We start from the raw sequence: 15638 nt of genomic DNA on the forward strand, positions 1-15638 counted from the left end.
TCAGCCTCTTTCCATCCACGCTTCGGCTGGATATCCTGACTGCAACTGTAAACTTAAAGGGAGACTTCCATGTTTATCGCAATGAACCGTTTTCGCGTCGTACCGGGCTATGAGGATACCTTTGAATCCATCTGGCGCGAGCGTAAATCGCACCTGAGCGAGCTGCCGGGCTATATCGAATTTCACATGCTGAAAGGCCCGAAGGCGGATGACCACACGCTCTATGCCTCGCACACCGTCTGGGCCACCAAGGACGATTTCCTGAGTTGGACCAAGTCCGAACAGTTCCGCGCCGCCCATGCCAAGGCCGGTGAGAACCGTGGCAAGGTCGAATATCTTTCCGGCCCGCATTTCGAAGGTTTTGACGTCATCATCCACGAAGACAAGAATGGCGAACGCCGTTCGATTGCCGCCTGAGGCTCGCCGATGAGCATTGCAGCCCAAAAGACCGATGACCGGCAGGCCCGCGCTGCCGCAGCACTTGCCGAAAAGCCTGACGGCATCGTGGAAGCCATTGCCGCCAAGGCAGAGGTGACATCAGCCGAAGTTCTGGCGATCCTGCCGCAAGGTGCGGCCGTTTCGGCTGGTTCCGATCAGTTCGACGCGATCTGGAACGAGATGCGCGGCTGGGGCGAAGTCCTGATGATCGTCCAGACCGGCGATATCGTGCTGGAGGTGCCAGGTGACCTGCCAGAGGGCAGCGAAAGCCACGGCTGGTTCAACATCCACGGTGACAGCCCCATCGGCGGCCACATCAAGAAGGACAATTGCGCCGGCATCACCTTCGTCGATCGCGGCTTTCATGGCCGACGCTCCTGTTCCGTCTGGTTCATGAATGCCGCCGGCGGCGCCATGTTCAAGATTTTCGTCCGTCGCGACGAAAACAAGGAACTGCGTGGCGATCAGCTGGCGAAGTTCGAAGCGCTGCGGGACAGTTTCCGTGGCTAAGTGAATGGGAGGCTGCTGGTGTGGCCTCCCTCCTTCCTCATCAATCCGCGATGGCTCAGCCCCACTCGTGAGGAAACATTCACCGGTTCATCGCCCGTTCAGTGCCGTTTTTTATCATCCGCTGAAATTCGATCAGCAGCACGGAGCAAGCACCATGAACGACCGCCAGCCACTTCTTTCGCGCCGGAATTTCGCAGGGCTCCTCGCGCTTGCACCGCTTTTTGCAGCGGGCGGTGCGGCTGCCGCACCCGCAAGCCTGCGCGGCAGCGTTTCCTATCGCGAGCGGATCGCCCTGCCGCCGGGCGCGACTGTTACGGTGCGCCTCATCGATGTCTCGCTGGCGGATGCGCCTTCGCAGACGATCGCCGAAACCACCATACGCCCGCGTGGGCAGGTGCCGGTACCCTTCGTTTTGCGTTATGACGACCGCGACATCCGTGGCCGCCGTTCCTATGCGCTGAGCGCCGAAATCCGCGAGGGCGACCGGCTGCTCTTCACCACCACGCGCCGTTACTCGGTTCTGGCCGGTGGGCGTGACGACACCGATCTCGTTCTGGAACGGGTGGCGGCGGCTCCAGGCAGGCCGGAGCCGCAGGCTGGCATTGAGGGGCGCTGGCTGGTGCAGGAAATCCGTGGCGAAAGGGTTCGCGGCCGCCGCGAGGCAACGCTGGAAATTTCCCGCGAGGGCCGCGTTTCCGGCAATGCCGGCTGCAACGGCATCGGCGGCGAGGTGAAGACAAGCCGCAACCGCGTCGATTTCGGCCGGATGATTTCCACCCAGATGGCCTGCGCTCCTGACATCATGCGCCAGGAAAGGCAGTTCATCGAAGCGCTGGAAGGCGCCCGCTCCTTCCGGCTCGAGCCGCGCCGCGGCACGCTGGAGTTGATCGACGGCCGCGGCCGCCCGGCCATGCGCCTGCGCCGCGCCTGAGAGTGGTAACGGCAGGCGACAACGCCTGCCGCCGCCGTGCTGGCCGTGGAACATTCCATGTCGCTTCCGGCACGGCGCGGCCCCTTTTCCCGTCTTATGACTTTGCTGCACTCGTCTTGGCGCTTTGCTCCGCCACAGAGCTGCGCTATGGAACGCGCCAACTGCGCCGGTTCTCGCCGGTGCAAAGTCTTTGAGGGAAAACGAATGACAACCTATGTTCTGACAGTAGCCTGCAAATCGACCCGCGGCATCGTCGCCGCGATTTCCGGTTATCTGGCGGAAAAGGGCTGCAACATCGTCGACAGTTCGCAGTTTGACGACCTCGAGACCGGCAAGTTCTTCATGCGCGTTTCCTTCATTTCCGAAGAGGGCGCGACGATGCAGGCCATCACCGAGGGCTTTCAGCCGGTGGCGGAAAAATTCGGCATGGAAGCCCGCATCTATAGCGACGGCCAGCGCATGAAAACACTTCTGATGGTGTCGCGCTTCGGCCATTGCCTCAACGATCTGCTCTACCGCTGGAAGATCGGCGCGCTGCCGATCGATATCGTCGGCGTCGTCTCCAACCATTTCGAATATCAGAAAGTGGTGGTCAACCACGATATTCCCTTCCACCACATCAAGGTAACGAAGGAAAACAAGCCGCAGGCCGAAGCGCAGCTGATGGACCTGATCGAGACCAGCGGCACCGAACTGGTGGTGCTGGCGCGTTACATGCAGGTGCTGTCCGATAACATGTGCCGCAAGATGTCGGGCCGTATCATCAACATCCACCACTCCTTCCTGCCATCCTTCAAGGGTGCCAACCCCTACAAGCAGGCGTATGACCGCGGCGTAAAGCTGATCGGCGCGACAGCCCATTACGTCACCGCCGATCTGGACGAAGGCCCGATCATCGAGCAGGACACGGTGCGCGTCACCCATGCCCAATCTGCCGAAGACTACGTCTCTCTTGGCCGTGATGTGGAAAGCCAGGTACTGGCACGCGCCATCCATGCCCACATCCACCACCGCACTTTCATCAACGGCAACCGCACCGTAGTCTTCCCGCCAAGCCCGGGCAGCTACGCTTCGGAACGGATGGGCTAATACGCCACGAAAACAACGCGGAATTATTTTTACCGACCGGCAACCGAGCATCCCATGTGACCGTTTCTTCACTGTAGCCCAACAGCGAGGTCTCTCACATGAAAAAACTCGTCATTGCCGGCGCCGCGTTTCTCATCGCGGCGGGGTCCAGCTTCGCCCAGCAGCCGCCACCACCGCCGGGACCAGCGGACGCTGGTTCAAGGGCGGACGCGCCGCCGCCACCTCCTCCGCCCGGCCCTGGCGGTCCGAGGGAAGCAGGCTGGCGGGACGGCCCGCATGGCAGGAGAATGCCACCCCCGCCCTCCAAGGCAGCGCATTTCAGGATTGAAGACGGCGAGCGCAAAATCGACGTCAAATGTGCCGATGACGAGCCGATGAAGGCCTGCGCTGACATCATGATGCAGATTATCGACAAGATGAACGAATAGGACCGCGAGTCTCATCCAAGGGGACGGCGCGGCAGTGCCGCCTCAGGAGAACTCCACCCGGGCCCTTAAGCCCCGCCCGCCCGCGCCGTCCTCCAGCGTCAGTCGCCCGCCGAACAGCCCGGCGATCTCCTCGATGATCGCAAGGCCAAGGCCGGCGCCGGGGGCGGCGTTGGCTTCGCCGCGGGCGAAGCGCTGGCGCACCATGGCGCGTTTTTCCGTGGGTATGCCGGGGCCGTTATCTTCCACTTCCAGCCAGACGGCGCCCGCTTGCCTACCGACGCGCACGGTGACTTCCGCACCACGCCCCGCGTAGTTGATGGCATTGGAAACGAGATTGCCGATCAGTTCACCGATAAGGAGCGGCTCGGCGAGAATTGTCGCTTCGCCCTCGCCTTCGAAACCGAGATCGATGCCGGCGTCGGCCGCGCGTGGCACGAAATCTGCCGTCACGCTTTGCGCCACCGCCACGAGGTCGATCTGGGAAAAATCATGTTTTTCGCTCGAACCGGCGGCATCGATATTGGCCATGCGCAGCAACTGGGCGAGGATGTGTTCGGCATGGGCCACCGAAGCGCCGCCCTTGCGCGCCGCCGCCTGCGCGTCTTCGAGACTTGCGGCGCGGGCGGAAAGCGCAAGCTGGGTGCTGATGATGGCAAGCGGCGTGCGCAATTGATGGCTGGCATTGCCGGTGAAATGCCTGAGCGCATCGAGCGCCGATTGCAGCCGCACCATGAAGGAATTGACCGTTTCCACCAGATTTTCCACCTCCACCGGCACGGATTGCCGGATTGGATGCAGGTCGTTAGGGCTGCGCTCGGCAATCGCTTCGCTGAGCCGGTAAAGCGGCCGGAGCGAAATCGTCACGGCGATCCAGACGATGATCGCCGCGCCCACGATCATGAACAGCAGGCGCAAGGCCGAGCGCAGGATGATGGCCTGCGCAAGCTGGCTGCGGGCGATCGTCGTTTCAGCCACCGTCACGGAAAAGGGCACGGAATTGATGCCGGTGGAGGCAAAACGGCGGATCGCGGCGATGCGGATCGGCTCGTCACGAAACACGGCATCGCGATAGGCAGGCGTTTCTCCGGCCGGATTCTCCACCGTCGGCAGGTTCTGGTAACCGGTGAGAAATTGCCCGTTTGGCCCGTCTACACGATAAAAAACCCGGTCCTGCGCCGCTGATGTCAGCATTTCCAGCGCGACATAGGGAATATCGACCTCCAGCGAGCCGTCTTCGGCCACCACCACCCGCTCGGCAATCGCAAGCGCAGAACCTGACAGCACCCGGTCGGAGACGACATTGGCCGTATTGACCGCCTCACGCCAGGTATCAGTGAGCGCAACGCAGCCGATGATGGCGGTGGAGATGAGAAGCCAGCCTAAAAGACGCCGCCTGAGCGAATAGGCGGCCTGTCTCATTCAGCCATCTCCGGCAGCTTTTCCAGATAATAGCCGATGCCACGCGCCGTCTTCACCGTCAGCCCGTGGGGGGCAAGCCGCTTGCGCAGCCGGCTGACATATTGCTCGATGGCGTTGCCTGATATCTCGTCGTCGAAACCGGTCAGCGATTGCACGATCGCCTCCTTGGCAACCACCTTGCCCGCCCGCATGAACAGCACCTCGAGCAGCGCCACTTCACGCGCCGGAATATCGAGCGGGCGCCCATCGGCTGAAAAGGTGCGGGATGTGAGGTCGAACAGGACTTTGCCGAAGCCGAGCGTAGAAGAGCGCAGGCCGGCATTGCGACGCAGCAGCACCCGCACCCTCGCCTCAAATTCGGTGATGTCGAAGGGCTTGATCATGTAGTCGTCGGCGCCGAGATCGAGCCCCTTGACCTTCTCCTCCGGCGTGCCACGCGCCGTCAGGATCAGCACCGCCGCCTTGTCCTGGCGCGAGCGCATGGAGCGCAGCACCTCGATGCCGTCCATTTCCGGCAGGTTGAGGTCGAGAATGACGAGATCGAAATTTTCCGCCGCAATCGCCGCGTCGGCGGAAGCGCCGTCTGAAACGACATCCACCGCATAACCGCTGCCGCGCAGAAGCGCACACAGCCCTTCCGACAGCACCTGATTGTCCTCGACCAGCAAAATACGCAATTCTTCCTCCCGCAACATTGCCGAGCTTATCCAAGCCCTTGGCGCTTGTGAATGGCAAGCGCGTGCGGCATGATCTTTTCCATGCGTATCGCCGTTTTTCTCTGTCTCTGTCTTTGCATGGCCTCACCGGCGCTTGCACAAGTCGCCGTTTTCCCTGCACCATCAGGCAAGGCGGATGCGGAAACGCTGGTGGTTTATTCCTCGCTGGACGAACCGCTGGCCACGCCGATGATCGAGGGTTTCCAGAAGGCCAACCCCGATATCGCCGTCCATTACGAGGACATGCTGACCGGCGAAATCTATGATCGCATCGTGAAAGAAACCGATGCGGACAAAAAGACCGCCGATTTCGCCTTTTCATCCGCCATGGATTTGCAGGTGAAGTTGAGCAATGACGGTTACGCCCAGCGCTCCGACCTTGCCATGAGCGCGCGCTGGCCCACCTGGGCCAACTGGCGCAACACCGCCTATGCGCTGACTTTCGAGCCGGCGGTGTTCGTGTATCACAAGCCGAGCTTCACCACCGAAAAGCCGCCCGCCACCCGTGCCGAATTCGTCGATTATCTTGAGCGCCACGCCAAGGAAGTGCATGGCCGCATCGCTACCTACGACATTGAGCGCTCCGGCGTCGGCTTCCTGTTCATGTCGCGCGATCAGGAGCAGTTCGGCGATATATGGAGCGTCATCAAGGCCATGGGCGCGGCCGGCGTGAAGGTCTATTCCACGTCATCCGCCATTCTGGAGCGTGTCTCCGACGGGCGCTTCGTGCTGGGCTACAATATTCTCGGTTCCTACGCGGCCGACTGGGCCTCGCGCCATCCCGATGTCGGCATCGTTCTGCCCAAGGACTATACCGTGGTCATGTCGCGCATCGGGCTGGTGCCGGAAGCCGCCGCCAATCCGGCGCTCGGCCGCCGCTATCTCGAATTCTTCATGTCCAAGGAGGGCCAGACGATCATGGCCCGGCAATTGCAGATCCCCGCCGTCAGCCCTGACGTGGCGGGCGAAAACACCGCCAACACCATGCAGGCGATCCACGGCGCACAATTGCGCCCTGTCCCCGTCAGCCCGGGCCTGATGGTCTATCTGGATCAGGTCAAGCGCAGCCGCCTGATCGAGCGGTGGAACGAGGCGCTACGCTCGCAATAGTAGACGGCAAGCACAAATTAATAGAGAGTAAATGCGCAAGGACTTGCGGTGCGTCAGTTAGATGACAGCTTTTTATGATGCTCTGCAATCCTTCTTCATTCCGTGGAGGCGGAAGAAGATGCGGGAGGAAATCTTGAGGACCGTAGAGCTCCGCGCTGCCCTGGCAGCGTCAGTATAAGCGCGGCCTGAAACTCCCTTCCGCATAAACGAAAAACGACGCCCAAAAAGGGCATCCTGAGGAGGGTTTTCTAAGTGAAACATTTTCTTATCGGCACATTTCTGGCAGGCGTGATCGCGCTTCCGGCGGTCGCAGCGGACTACACCATCATCGCGCCGGCCAATCCCGGCGGCGGCTGGGACCAGACCGCGCGTTCCCTGCAGACCGTGTTGCAGGAAGAAGGCATTTCCAAGAGCGTTCAGGTGCAGAACGTGCCAGGTGCCGGCGGCACCATCGGTCTTGCACAGTTCGCCAGCCAGCAGAAGGGCAACCCGAACGCCCTCATCGTCGGCGGTTACGTGATGGTCGGCGCGATCCTCACCAACAAGGCGCCCGTCACCCTCAAGGAAGTGACACCAATCGCCCGCCTGACCGGTGAATATGAAGCAATCGTCGTTCCGGCATCTTCGCCGCTGAAAACCATCGGCGACCTCGTCGACCAGCTCAAAAAAGATCCGGGCAGCGTGTCCTGGGGCGGCGGCTCGGCCGGCGGCACCGATCATATCGCTGTTGGCCTGATCGCCAAGGCGGCCGGCGTCGATCCGACCAAGATCAACTACATCGCCTATTCCGGCGGCGGCGAAGCGCTTGCCTCAATCCTCGGCTCGCAGGTAACAGCCGGCATTTCGAGCTACGGCGAATTCGAAAGCCAGGTCAAGGCGGGCACGTTGCGCCTGCTGGCCGTTTCCAGCGAAGAGAAGCTGGAAGGCGTTGACGCGCCGACGCTCAAGGAAAGCGGCCTCGACGTCGTCGTACAGAACTGGCGCATGGTCGCTGCTCCTCCCGGCCTGACGCCGGAACAGGAAAAGGCAGTCAGCGCCGATATCGAGAAGCTGGCGAAATCCGCAAAGTGGCAGGAAACGCTGAAGACCAAGAGCTGGATGGATACCTATCTTTCCGGTGACGAGTTCAAGGCGCAGCTTGCCAAGGACACCGACGCCACTGCCGCCATCCTCAAAGAAATCGGACTGGTAAAATGAGCCAGGGTTCCAACCCTTCACAACATCAAGAGCGCCGCCCTGACTGGGCGGCGCTGGCGATCGCCGTAGCCCTCGTCCTTATCGCCTGCGTGATCTTCTGGGACAGTGCGCGTCTCGCCAGCGTCACCGGCTACTCGCCGGTCGGTCCGGCAACGGTCCCCTACGCCATCGCCTTCTGTCTTGTCGGCCTTGCGCTCTGGACGGCCATCGAAGCCTGGCGCGGTGATTTTCCTGAACGGGACAAACAGGAAGTCGCCCCGGTCATATGGGTCGTCGCCGGCCTTGCCGCGCAGATGCTGTTGCTGAACGTCGCCGGTTTCTCCATCGCCACCGGTCTCCTGTTTGCGTTTACGGCGCGCGCCTTCGGCAAACGCAAGCTCTGGTATTCGATCCCCATCGGCATCGCTCTGAGCTTCGTCATCTGGATCATCTTTGCGCGGCTGCTGCAGCTTTCTTTGCCTGCCGGGCCTCTGGAACGGCTGTTGTTCTAACAGCCATTCCGACCAAAATTCGAGATCACAGGAAACCGCCGGCGCGCGATGACGCAAACGCCAGCCGTTCCGCCCGCCCATCTGCTCGACTTGGGGGACATCTGTCCATGAGTACGTTTGAATTCCTGCTGCACGGTCTTGAGGTTGCTGCCCAACCCATGAACCTGCTCTATGCGCTGATCGGCGTGACACTCGGCACTGCCGTCGGCGTTCTGCCCGGCATCGGGCCGGCGCTGACGGTCGCTCTGCTTCTGCCCGTTACATACCGGCTTGATCCCGCCGGTTCGCTCATCATGTTCGCCGGCATCTATTATGGCGGCATGTATGGCGGATCGACTACCTCGATCCTGCTCAACACGCCTGGCGAAAGCGCATCGATCGTGACTGCGCTCGAAGGCAACAAGATGGCCCGTGCGGGCCGCGGCGGCCCGGCACTTGCCACCGCCGCCATCGGCTCCTTCGTCGCTGGTCTCATCGCCACAGTCGCTCTCGCCTTTGTTGCACCCTATATCGTCAAGCTGGCGCTGGTTTTCGGCCCGCGCGAATATTTCGCGCTGATGGTGCTCGCTTTTGTCACCGTCTCCTCGGCTTTCGGAGACTCGGCACTGCGCGGCCTCACCTCGCTGTTCATTGGCTTCGCGCTCGCCATCGTCGGTATCGACCAGTTGACCGGCCAGACCCGCATGAGCTTCGGCATTCCCGACCTTCTCGACGGCGTGGAAGTGACGACGCTTGCGGTGGCCATGTTCGCCATCGGCGAGACGCTGTTCATCGTTGCGCAGGGCCAGAGTGGCGACGAGAAGGTCGAAGCGGTCAAGGGTTCGGTCTGGATGAGTGCGCAGGACTGGGCGCGTTCCTGGAAACCCTGGTTGCGCGGCACATTGATCGGTTTCCCCATTGGCGCCATGCCTGCCGGTGGTGCTGAAATCGGCACCTTCCTTTCCTATGCCACCGAAAAGCGGCTCAGCAAACATCCGGAAGAATTCGGCCATGGCGCCATCGAAGGGGTCGCCGGTCCGGAAGCCGCCAACAATGCCTCCGCTGCCGGTACGCTCGTGCCGCTCCTGACCCTCGGCCTGCCGACGACGGCAACCGCTGCCATCATGCTTGCCGGTTTCCAGCAGTTCGGTCTTCAGCCCGGCCCGTTGCTGTTTGCCACCAATCCGCAGCTGGTCTGGGGCCTTATCGCCAGCCTGTTCATTGCCAACCTGATGCTGCTGGTGCTCAATCTGCCGCTCATCGGCCTGTGGGTGAAGCTGCTGACCATCCCGAAACCCTGGCTCTATGCCGGCATCCTGCTGTTTGCGACGCTCGGCACCATCGGCGCCAACCCGTCTGTGTTCGAACTCGGCATGCTGCTCGCCTTCGGTATCCTCGGTTACATCATGCGCATCTTCGGTTATCCGATCGCGCCTGCCGTGGTCGGCCTCATCCTCGGGCCGCTTGCCGAACAGCAGCTTCGCCGTGCACTCGCCATCGGCCAGGGCGACCCGACCGTGCTGCTCACCTCACCGATTGCCGTCGGCCTGTTCCTTGTCGCAGCCGCCGCCTTCATCGTCCCGCTCATCATGCGCATCCGCGGCCGCGGCGAGGTGCTGACGCAGCTTGCCGCCAACGAGGACTGATAACAAACAGCCTCCCAAGGCAACTGGCCCCGTCTCCTTTCGGATGCGGGGCCCTTTTTATTCACGGCAACGGGATGTGTGGCGCAGGCACGGCCGTGATAGTATTCCTGTCCAACGCAGGAGAAAAACATGCGCAAGATCGCGATCATGCTGGTTCTGGGCCTTGCCGGCTGCGCCACCGCGGCACCCGACGTGCAACCCATTCCGGGCAGCATCACCTATGGCGGACAACCCCACACCAAATTGACCAAGTCACCCATCGGCAGCACGCTCAGCCACGAATTCGTCATGGGCGACGGCCGGCTGGCGATTGAAACCTACCGCATCCAGCCTGACCGGTCGCTGAAACTGGAAAGACGCGAGATCGTCGGCGACTGGCCGCCGAATTGAGAAAAGATATGGCCCCTGATGTGGCTCCGGGGTTTGCTTCCGGTGCCACACACATTTCCCGCTCACGGCAATTCAGAACCATTCTAAAACATATTTTTGATTTCCGCATACCTTGCCAATAAAGCTGACAGCGAACATCAAGTTACGCCTGCGGGATCCGCTTCCGCAGGGTCAAGAACCATATTGCAAGGGACATATCCGTGGCCATCAACTTCACCTTCCCCGTTCGGCTGCTGGCAGCAGCGGCCTTCAGCCTTGGCGCGATGACCGCAGGCGCTGAGGAAATGACGATCAAGCACGCGCAGGGCGAGACCGTTCTGAAAGCCGCGCCGAAAAAGGTTCTGGTTCTGGATATCCCCTCGCTCGACAATCTCGATGCGATGGGCGTCGAGCCAGCTGGTGTCCTTGGTTCCAACCTGCCGACCTATCTCCAGAAATATGCCGATGGCAAATATCTGAAGGTCGGCACGCTGTTCGAACCCGATTACGAGGCGATCAATGCGGCAGAAGCCGATCTCGTCATCGTCGGCGGCCGTTCGCGGGCGAAATATCCCGATGTTGCGAAGATCACGCCCGCCATCGACATGTCGATCGATTCCAAGGAATTTATCGCGAGCGTCAAAGCCAATATCACCAAGCTCGGCGATATCTTCGGCAAGCAGGAAGAAGCAAAGAAGCTCGACGCCTCCATTGACGAGAAGGTCGCAAAGCTGAAGGCCATCGCGCCGAATTCCGGCACGGCGATGATCCTCGTCACCAATGCCGGCAAGGTCGGTGTTTACGGCCCAAGCTCGCGCACCGGCTGGCTGCACACGGAAATCGGCTTCAAGCCGGTCGCTCCTGATATCGATGACCGCTTCGACCGGGGCGATGTCGTGTCCTTCGAATATCTGGCAGAGGTCAATCCCGAATGGCTGTTCGTGATCGACCGCGATGCCGGCATCGGCCGCGCAACGGACCCAGGCAAGGCCGCCGCCCAGGTGCTGGACAACGAACTGATCCACCAGACCAACGCCTGGAAGAAAAAGCAGATCGTCTATCTCGACCCGCAGGCGGCCTATATCGTCAGCAGCGGTTATACGGCGCTCACCACCCTGCTTGATCAGGTCTACGAGGCCGTGTCCGAGAAGAAGTCGTAAAAACTGCCTTCGCGACGTCATCCCCGGGCTTCTCCCGAGGATGACGAAGGAGAGGTTCAGTCCTCCGGGCAATCTGCGAGGTCGAAGCGAGCCATCACCATTTTCGAAAAACCACTGACGTGAAATCCCTGTCCCTCATCCTCGCCCTCCTTCTGGCGCTGACACTCGCCATCGTCAGCCTGTTCGTCGGCGTGAGCAACGTCTCGCTAGCGACGCTTTTTGCGCCGGATACGAGCGCGGATGCACTGCGCGTGCTCCTCGTCAGCCGCATTCCGCGCACGCTGGCGCTCATACTGGCGGGAAGCTCGATGGCGATTGCCGGTCTCATCATGCAGATGCTGGTGCGCAACCGCTTCGTGGAGCCTTCGACGGCTGGCACCACCGAATCCGCCGGCCTTGGCCTGCTCACCGTCACCCTGCTTGCCCCGGAAACGCCGATCTTCGGCAAGATGCTGGTGGCGGCCGCTTTCGCGCTGGCCGGAACCGCACTTTTCCTGCGTATTCTACGGCAGGTGCCGCTGCGCGATGTGCTGCTGGTGCCGCTGATCGGCATCATGCTGGGCGGCGTCATTTCTGCCGTCACCACTTTCTTCGCCTATCGTTTCGATCTGCTGCAATCGCTCGGCGCGTGGATGACCGGGGATTTTTCCGGCGTGCTGCGTGGCCGCTATGAATTGTTGTGGATCGGCTTCGTTTTCGCCATCGCTGCCTATCTCGCCGCCGACCGTTTCACGGTGGCAGGCATGGGGCGCGACTTCACCACCAATCTCGGCCTGAACTATCGCCGGGTGATGGCGCTCGGCCTCACCATCGTCTCGCTGGTCAGTGCCGTCGTCGTCGTCACGGTGGGCATGATCCCTTTTCTCGGCCTGATTGTGCCGAATGTGGTCAGCCTGATTATCGGCGACAACATGCGCCGTTCCGTGCCCTGGGTGGCGACGCTTGGCGCGGTCTTCGTTCTTGCCTGCGACATCATCGGCAGAACGGTGCGCGCGCCCTATGAGATACCGATCGGAACCGTGGTCGGCGTCATCGGCAGCGCGTTGTTCCTCTATCTCCTGCTCCGGAAACGCCACCATGCATGAGAGACATCCCGACCGGCGCGCGAAACTCGTGCTGCTGATGCTTCTCGCACTGGCGCTCATCTCCATGGCTGCCTTCATGACGCTCGGTGCAAAGGGCAGTTGGAGCTTCATCCTGCCGTTTCGCGGCATCAAGCTTCTGTCGCTGCTGTTGGTGGCCTATGCCATCGCCGTTTCGACGGTATTGTTCCAGACGGTCACCAACAACCGCATTCTCACCCCTTCGGTGATGGGTTTCGATTCGCTCTATGTGCTGGTGCAGACGGCGCTGATCTTCGTGTTTGGCTCGGCAACCGTGGTGATGATCGATCCGCAACTGAAGTTTCTTGCCGAAACCGCGCTGCTCGTCACGTTCTCCGCCCTGCTCTACCGCTGGCTTTTCGTCGGCGCGGAACGCAGCCTGCATCTTCTGGTGCTGGTCGGCATCGTCTTCGGCGTGTTCTTCCGCAGCCTCTCGGGCTTCATGCAGCGCGTACTGGACCCGAATGAATATGCGGTGCTGCAGGATGTGCTGTTCGCCAGCTTCAATTCCATCGATCCCACCCTTCTTGCGGTATCAGCCATCATCGTCGGCGTGGTGACGATTATCGGGTTGCGGCTCCTGCACACGCTCGACGTTCTTTCGCTCGGCCGCGCAACGGCCATCAGCCTTGGCGTGGACTACAAGCGAACGGTGACGATCATCCTCGTGCTGGTCTCCGTTCTCGTTGCCGTTTCCACCGCACTCGTCGGCCCTGTCATGTTCTTCGGGCTGCTGGTTGCGGCGCTGGCCCATTATCTCACAGGCAACGGCAAACATGCCTATGTGCTGCCGGCTGCAATCCTCATCGCCATCATCTGCCTTGTCGGCGGTCAGGTGGTGCTGGAGCGGATCTTCGCCTTCAACACGGCGCTTTCCATCATCATCGAATTTCTGGGCGGCATCGTCTTTATCGGTCTTATTCTCAAGCGGGGTGCGCGATGATCATCGCCAGTCAGATCAGCAAATCCTATGGCGACACGGTTGTTGTCGATGGCGTCTCCGTCGCCATTCCGGCAGGCGGCGTCACCTCCATCATCGGGCCGAACGGGGCGGGAAAATCCACGCTGCTCTCCATCGTGGCACGGCTGATGTCCATGGATGCGGGAACCGTGACGGTGGACGGGCTGGATGTGACCAAGACCCCTTCCGACACGCTGGCAAAACGGCTCTCGATCCTCAGGCAAGACAACCACATCTCGTCACGCCTGACGGTGCGCGATCTCGTCGGTTTTGGACGTTATCCCTATTCCAAGGGCCGTCCCACCATCGAGGACAAGGTCCATATCGACCGGGCGCTGGAATATCTCCATCTCGAAACCCTTTCCGGCCGCTTTCTCGACGAGCTTTCCGGCGGCCAGCGTCAGCGCGCCTTCGTGGCCATGGTTCTGTGTCAGGACACGGACTATGTGCTCCTGGACGAGCCGCTCAACAATCTCGACATGAAACACGCCTCAAGCATGATGAAGATCATGCGCCGCGCCGCCGACGAGCTGAAGAAGACCGTGGTTCTGGTGCTGCACGACATCAACTTCGCCTCCTGGTACTCCGACACCATCATCGCCATGCGTGATGGCCGAATCTGCCGCCAGGGACCGGCGGAACAGATTATCCGTCCGGAGGTTCTGCGGGAAATCTACGACATGACCATCAGTGTCAACGACATAGACGGTCGACGCATCTGTCTGTTTTATGAGTGAGATACGACGATTGCAGAGGTTTTTTGCCATTGCCGTCCGAGCGACGGAACAGGGCAACCGGCCAGGGCGTTAATCGGCGGAGATTTTGCCAAACGGCATTCCGTCCGCAACGTCAGGAGACATCGATGAAGACGCACAAGACGAAGAACGACCTGCCTTCCAACGCCAAATCAACGGTGATGGGTATTCTGAACGAATCGCTTGCTTCGGTGATCGACCTCGCACTGGTGACCAAGCAGGCGCACTGGAACCTGAAAGGTCCGCAATTCATCGCCGTGCACGAACTTCTCGACACCTTCCGCGCCCAGCTCGACAATCACGGCGATACCATTGCCGAACGTGTGGTGCAGCTTGGCGGCACGGCGCTCGGTAGCCTGCAATCCGTCTCTTCGACGACCAAGCTCAAGGCCTATCCGACCGATATCTACAAGATCCACGATCATTTGGACGAACTGATCGCCCGTTATGGCGACGTGGCCAACATGATCCGCAAGGCTATCGATGATTCCGACGAGGCCGGCGACCCGACGACAGCGGATATCTTCACCGCCGCCTCGCGCGATCTCGACAAGGCGCTGTGGTTCCTCGAGGCGCACGTTCAGGAAAAGAGCTGAGCCGTAACGCGGCTACCGACACCACACACACGAAAGCGCCCGAGATGCCCGGGCGCTTTTTTAATGAAATGGCGCAATCAGTGCCGACGTAAAACCGCAAGACCGATGTCGCGCAACATCTCATGATCGAGAATGCCGCGCTGGGCGCTACGGATCAAAACCGCCGCGCACTCGTTGGCGACGTGGCTACAGCGATCTTGAAGGCACTCGAAACATACGCCGTCGAAAATATTCTGCAGATCGGTGATCTGCTGGGGCGACAATTGTGCGCCGACTCTTTCAAAAGCTGCATACGACAAGGCTCATCCTCCCGATGATGACATGCCAAGTATCGTTTCTTTTTTTGTGGACATGAAATTTGTACACCCGAACGAATCACTTGTCGAATCAGATTTTAACCAAATGTAAACAGGTTATTTTTTGGCCATCCGGCCGGTTGTGTGCTTTTACAACCCAAATAAAGGCCAGCCGAAACAATACCTTCGCCCGCCAACACACTTTTTTACGACGCATCGGGCCGGTCGTTTTGAATAAACCCACAGGCCAGACGGATTTCCACCGAAACCGCAAAAGAAACTGTTGCATTCCAAAAACGATTGAGCGATATAGCACCCGTCGCCGCGCTTTGGCGGCCCGCGGTCCAGCGAACTACCCCGGACCAGCGGTTTTTGAGCGGGTGTAGCTCAGGGGTAGAGCACAACCTTGCCAAGGTTGGGGTCGAGGGTTCAAATCCCTTCGCC

19 protein-coding genes are annotated in these 15638 nt (G+C 60.6%); 15 read left to right on the forward strand and 4 right to left on the reverse strand.

Going from position 1 to position 15638, the window contains the following annotated elements:
* The first annotated feature begins 69 nt into the window (after positions 1-69).
* From T18_RS21835 to T18_RS21860, 5 genes are all read left to right on the forward strand, one after another.
* Positions 70-417: an antibiotic biosynthesis monooxygenase family protein gene (locus T18_RS21835; RefSeq protein ID WP_003514016.1), complete on the forward strand. Its 348-nt coding sequence runs from the start codon at positions 70-72 to the stop codon at positions 415-417.
* Positions 418-426: 9 nt separating this feature from the next.
* Positions 427-948 carry a heme utilization cystosolic carrier protein HutX gene (gene hutX / locus T18_RS21840; RefSeq protein WP_003514017.1) on the forward strand — a complete coding sequence of 174 codons (522 nt, stop codon included), beginning with the start codon at positions 427-429 and terminating at the stop codon, positions 946-948.
* A gap of 154 nt (positions 949-1102) precedes the next feature.
* On the forward strand, positions 1103-1879 hold the full coding sequence (locus T18_RS21845; RefSeq protein WP_038492089.1) for a YbaY family lipoprotein: 777 nt from the start codon (positions 1103-1105) through the stop codon (positions 1877-1879).
* 204 nt (positions 1880-2083) lie between these two features.
* Positions 2084-2968, forward strand: a complete 885-nt coding sequence (purU, locus tag T18_RS21855) for a formyltetrahydrofolate deformylase (protein WP_003514019.1) — start codon at positions 2084-2086, stop codon at positions 2966-2968.
* Positions 2969-3066: 98 nt separating this feature from the next.
* On the forward strand, positions 3067-3396 hold the full coding sequence (locus tag T18_RS21860; RefSeq protein WP_038492092.1) for a hypothetical protein: 330 nt from the start codon (positions 3067-3069) through the stop codon (positions 3394-3396).
* A 42-nt stretch (positions 3397-3438) separates the two neighbouring features.
* Here T18_RS21860 and T18_RS21865 read toward each other — a convergent pair whose 3' ends face one another.
* Together T18_RS21865 and T18_RS21870 are read right to left on the reverse strand one after the other, a co-directional pair.
* Entirely contained in the window at positions 3439-4815 is a 1377-nt protein-coding gene (locus T18_RS21865) for a sensor histidine kinase (RefSeq protein WP_038492093.1), read from the reverse strand.
* Positions 4812-5492 carry a response regulator transcription factor gene (locus T18_RS21870; RefSeq protein WP_025594373.1) on the reverse strand — a complete coding sequence of 227 codons (681 nt, stop codon included), beginning with the start codon at positions 5490-5492 and terminating at the stop codon, positions 4812-4814. Before T18_RS21870 ends, T18_RS21865 begins: the two co-directional genes overlap by 4 nt.
* 69 nt (positions 5493-5561) lie before the next feature.
* Here T18_RS21870 and T18_RS21875 point away from each other — a divergent pair, with 69 nt between their 5' ends.
* The 10 genes from T18_RS21875 to dps all read left to right on the forward strand — a co-directional run bounded on the left by T18_RS21875 (position 5562) and on the right by dps (position 14898).
* Complete coding sequence (locus T18_RS21875) at positions 5562-6641, forward strand: ABC transporter substrate-binding protein (protein WP_075807818.1); 1080 nt, start codon at positions 5562-5564, stop codon at positions 6639-6641.
* A 252-nt stretch (positions 6642-6893) separates the two neighbouring features.
* The gene (locus T18_RS21880; protein WP_003514032.1) at positions 6894-7838 is read left to right on the forward strand and encodes a Bug family tripartite tricarboxylate transporter substrate binding protein; all 945 of its coding nucleotides are present in this window, start codon (positions 6894-6896) and stop codon (positions 7836-7838) included.
* Positions 7835-8329, forward strand: coding sequence for a tripartite tricarboxylate transporter TctB family protein (locus T18_RS21885; protein ID WP_013636754.1), 495 nt, complete (start codon positions 7835-7837; stop codon positions 8327-8329). The genes T18_RS21880 and T18_RS21885 overlap by 4 nt, the downstream gene beginning before the upstream one ends.
* A gap of 107 nt (positions 8330-8436) precedes the next feature.
* Positions 8437-9954, forward strand: a complete 1518-nt coding sequence (locus T18_RS21890; protein ID WP_003514036.1) for a tripartite tricarboxylate transporter permease — start codon at positions 8437-8439, stop codon at positions 9952-9954.
* Positions 9955-10083: 129 nt separating this feature from the next.
* The gene (locus T18_RS21895; protein WP_003514037.1) at positions 10084-10344 is read left to right on the forward strand and encodes a hypothetical protein; all 261 of its coding nucleotides are present in this window, start codon (positions 10084-10086) and stop codon (positions 10342-10344) included.
* A 200-nt stretch (positions 10345-10544) separates the two neighbouring features.
* Positions 10545-11483 (forward strand): siderophore ABC transporter substrate-binding protein, encoded by a 939-nt coding sequence (locus T18_RS21900; protein ID WP_013636756.1) that lies wholly within the window; start codon positions 10545-10547, stop codon positions 11481-11483.
* Between the two features lie 119 nt (positions 11484-11602).
* Complete coding sequence (locus T18_RS21905) at positions 11603-12568, forward strand: ABC transporter permease (protein ID WP_038492099.1); 966 nt, start codon at positions 11603-11605, stop codon at positions 12566-12568.
* Positions 12561-13529, forward strand: coding sequence for an iron chelate uptake ABC transporter family permease subunit (locus T18_RS21910; RefSeq protein ID WP_003514044.1), 969 nt, complete (start codon positions 12561-12563; stop codon positions 13527-13529). Before T18_RS21905 ends, T18_RS21910 begins: the two co-directional genes overlap by 8 nt.
* Positions 13526-14284, forward strand: a complete 759-nt coding sequence (locus tag T18_RS21915) for an ABC transporter ATP-binding protein (protein ID WP_019565077.1) — start codon at positions 13526-13528, stop codon at positions 14282-14284. Before T18_RS21910 ends, T18_RS21915 begins: the two co-directional genes overlap by 4 nt.
* A gap of 125 nt (positions 14285-14409) precedes the next feature.
* Positions 14410-14898 (forward strand): DNA starvation/stationary phase protection protein Dps, encoded by a 489-nt coding sequence (gene dps, locus T18_RS21920; protein WP_003514046.1) that lies wholly within the window; start codon positions 14410-14412, stop codon positions 14896-14898.
* Between the two features lie 77 nt (positions 14899-14975).
* On the opposite strand, the gene T18_RS21925 is transcribed toward dps, so the two are convergent.
* Complete coding sequence (locus T18_RS21925) at positions 14976-15197, reverse strand: hypothetical protein (protein WP_013636760.1); 222 nt, start codon at positions 15195-15197, stop codon at positions 14976-14978.
* 203 nt (positions 15198-15400) lie between these two features.
* Positions 15401-15638 (reverse strand): hypothetical protein (locus tag T18_RS27270; protein WP_210187540.1); only part of this gene is annotated, 238 nt, incomplete at its 5' end.

The sequence above is a fragment of the Rhizobium sp. TBD182 genome (assembly GCF_001950375.1).
Lineage (GTDB): Bacteria > Pseudomonadota > Alphaproteobacteria > Rhizobiales > Rhizobiaceae > Agrobacterium > Agrobacterium tumefaciens.

Coding starts and splice junctions, on each gene's coding strand:
- T18_RS21835 (WP_003514016.1), top strand. CDS start 70: ATGTTTATCGCAATGAACCGTTTTCGCGTCGTACCGGGCTATGAGGAT.
- T18_RS21885 (WP_013636754.1), top strand. CDS start 7,835: ATGAGCCAGGGTTCCAACCCTTCACAACATCAAGAGCGCCGCCCTGAC.
- hutX (WP_003514017.1), top strand. CDS start 427: ATGAGCATTGCAGCCCAAAAGACCGATGACCGGCAGGCCCGCGCTGCC.
- T18_RS21845 (WP_038492089.1), top strand. CDS start 1,103: ATGAACGACCGCCAGCCACTTCTTTCGCGCCGGAATTTCGCAGGGCTC.
- T18_RS21910 (WP_003514044.1), top strand. CDS start 12,561: ATGCATGAGAGACATCCCGACCGGCGCGCGAAACTCGTGCTGCTGATG.
- T18_RS21915 (WP_019565077.1), top strand. CDS start 13,526: ATGATCATCGCCAGTCAGATCAGCAAATCCTATGGCGACACGGTTGTT.
- dps (WP_003514046.1), top strand. CDS start 14,410: ATGAAGACGCACAAGACGAAGAACGACCTGCCTTCCAACGCCAAATCA.
- T18_RS21875 (WP_075807818.1), top strand. CDS start 5,562: ATGATCTTTTCCATGCGTATCGCCGTTTTTCTCTGTCTCTGTCTTTGC.
- purU (WP_003514019.1), top strand. CDS start 2,084: ATGACAACCTATGTTCTGACAGTAGCCTGCAAATCGACCCGCGGCATC.
- T18_RS21890 (WP_003514036.1), top strand. CDS start 8,437: ATGAGTACGTTTGAATTCCTGCTGCACGGTCTTGAGGTTGCTGCCCAA.
- T18_RS21860 (WP_038492092.1), top strand. CDS start 3,067: ATGAAAAAACTCGTCATTGCCGGCGCCGCGTTTCTCATCGCGGCGGGG.
- T18_RS21865 (WP_038492093.1), bottom strand. CDS start 4,815: ATGAGACAGGCCGCCTATTCGCTCAGGCGGCGTCTTTTAGGCTGGCTT.
- T18_RS21895 (WP_003514037.1), top strand. CDS start 10,084: ATGCGCAAGATCGCGATCATGCTGGTTCTGGGCCTTGCCGGCTGCGCC.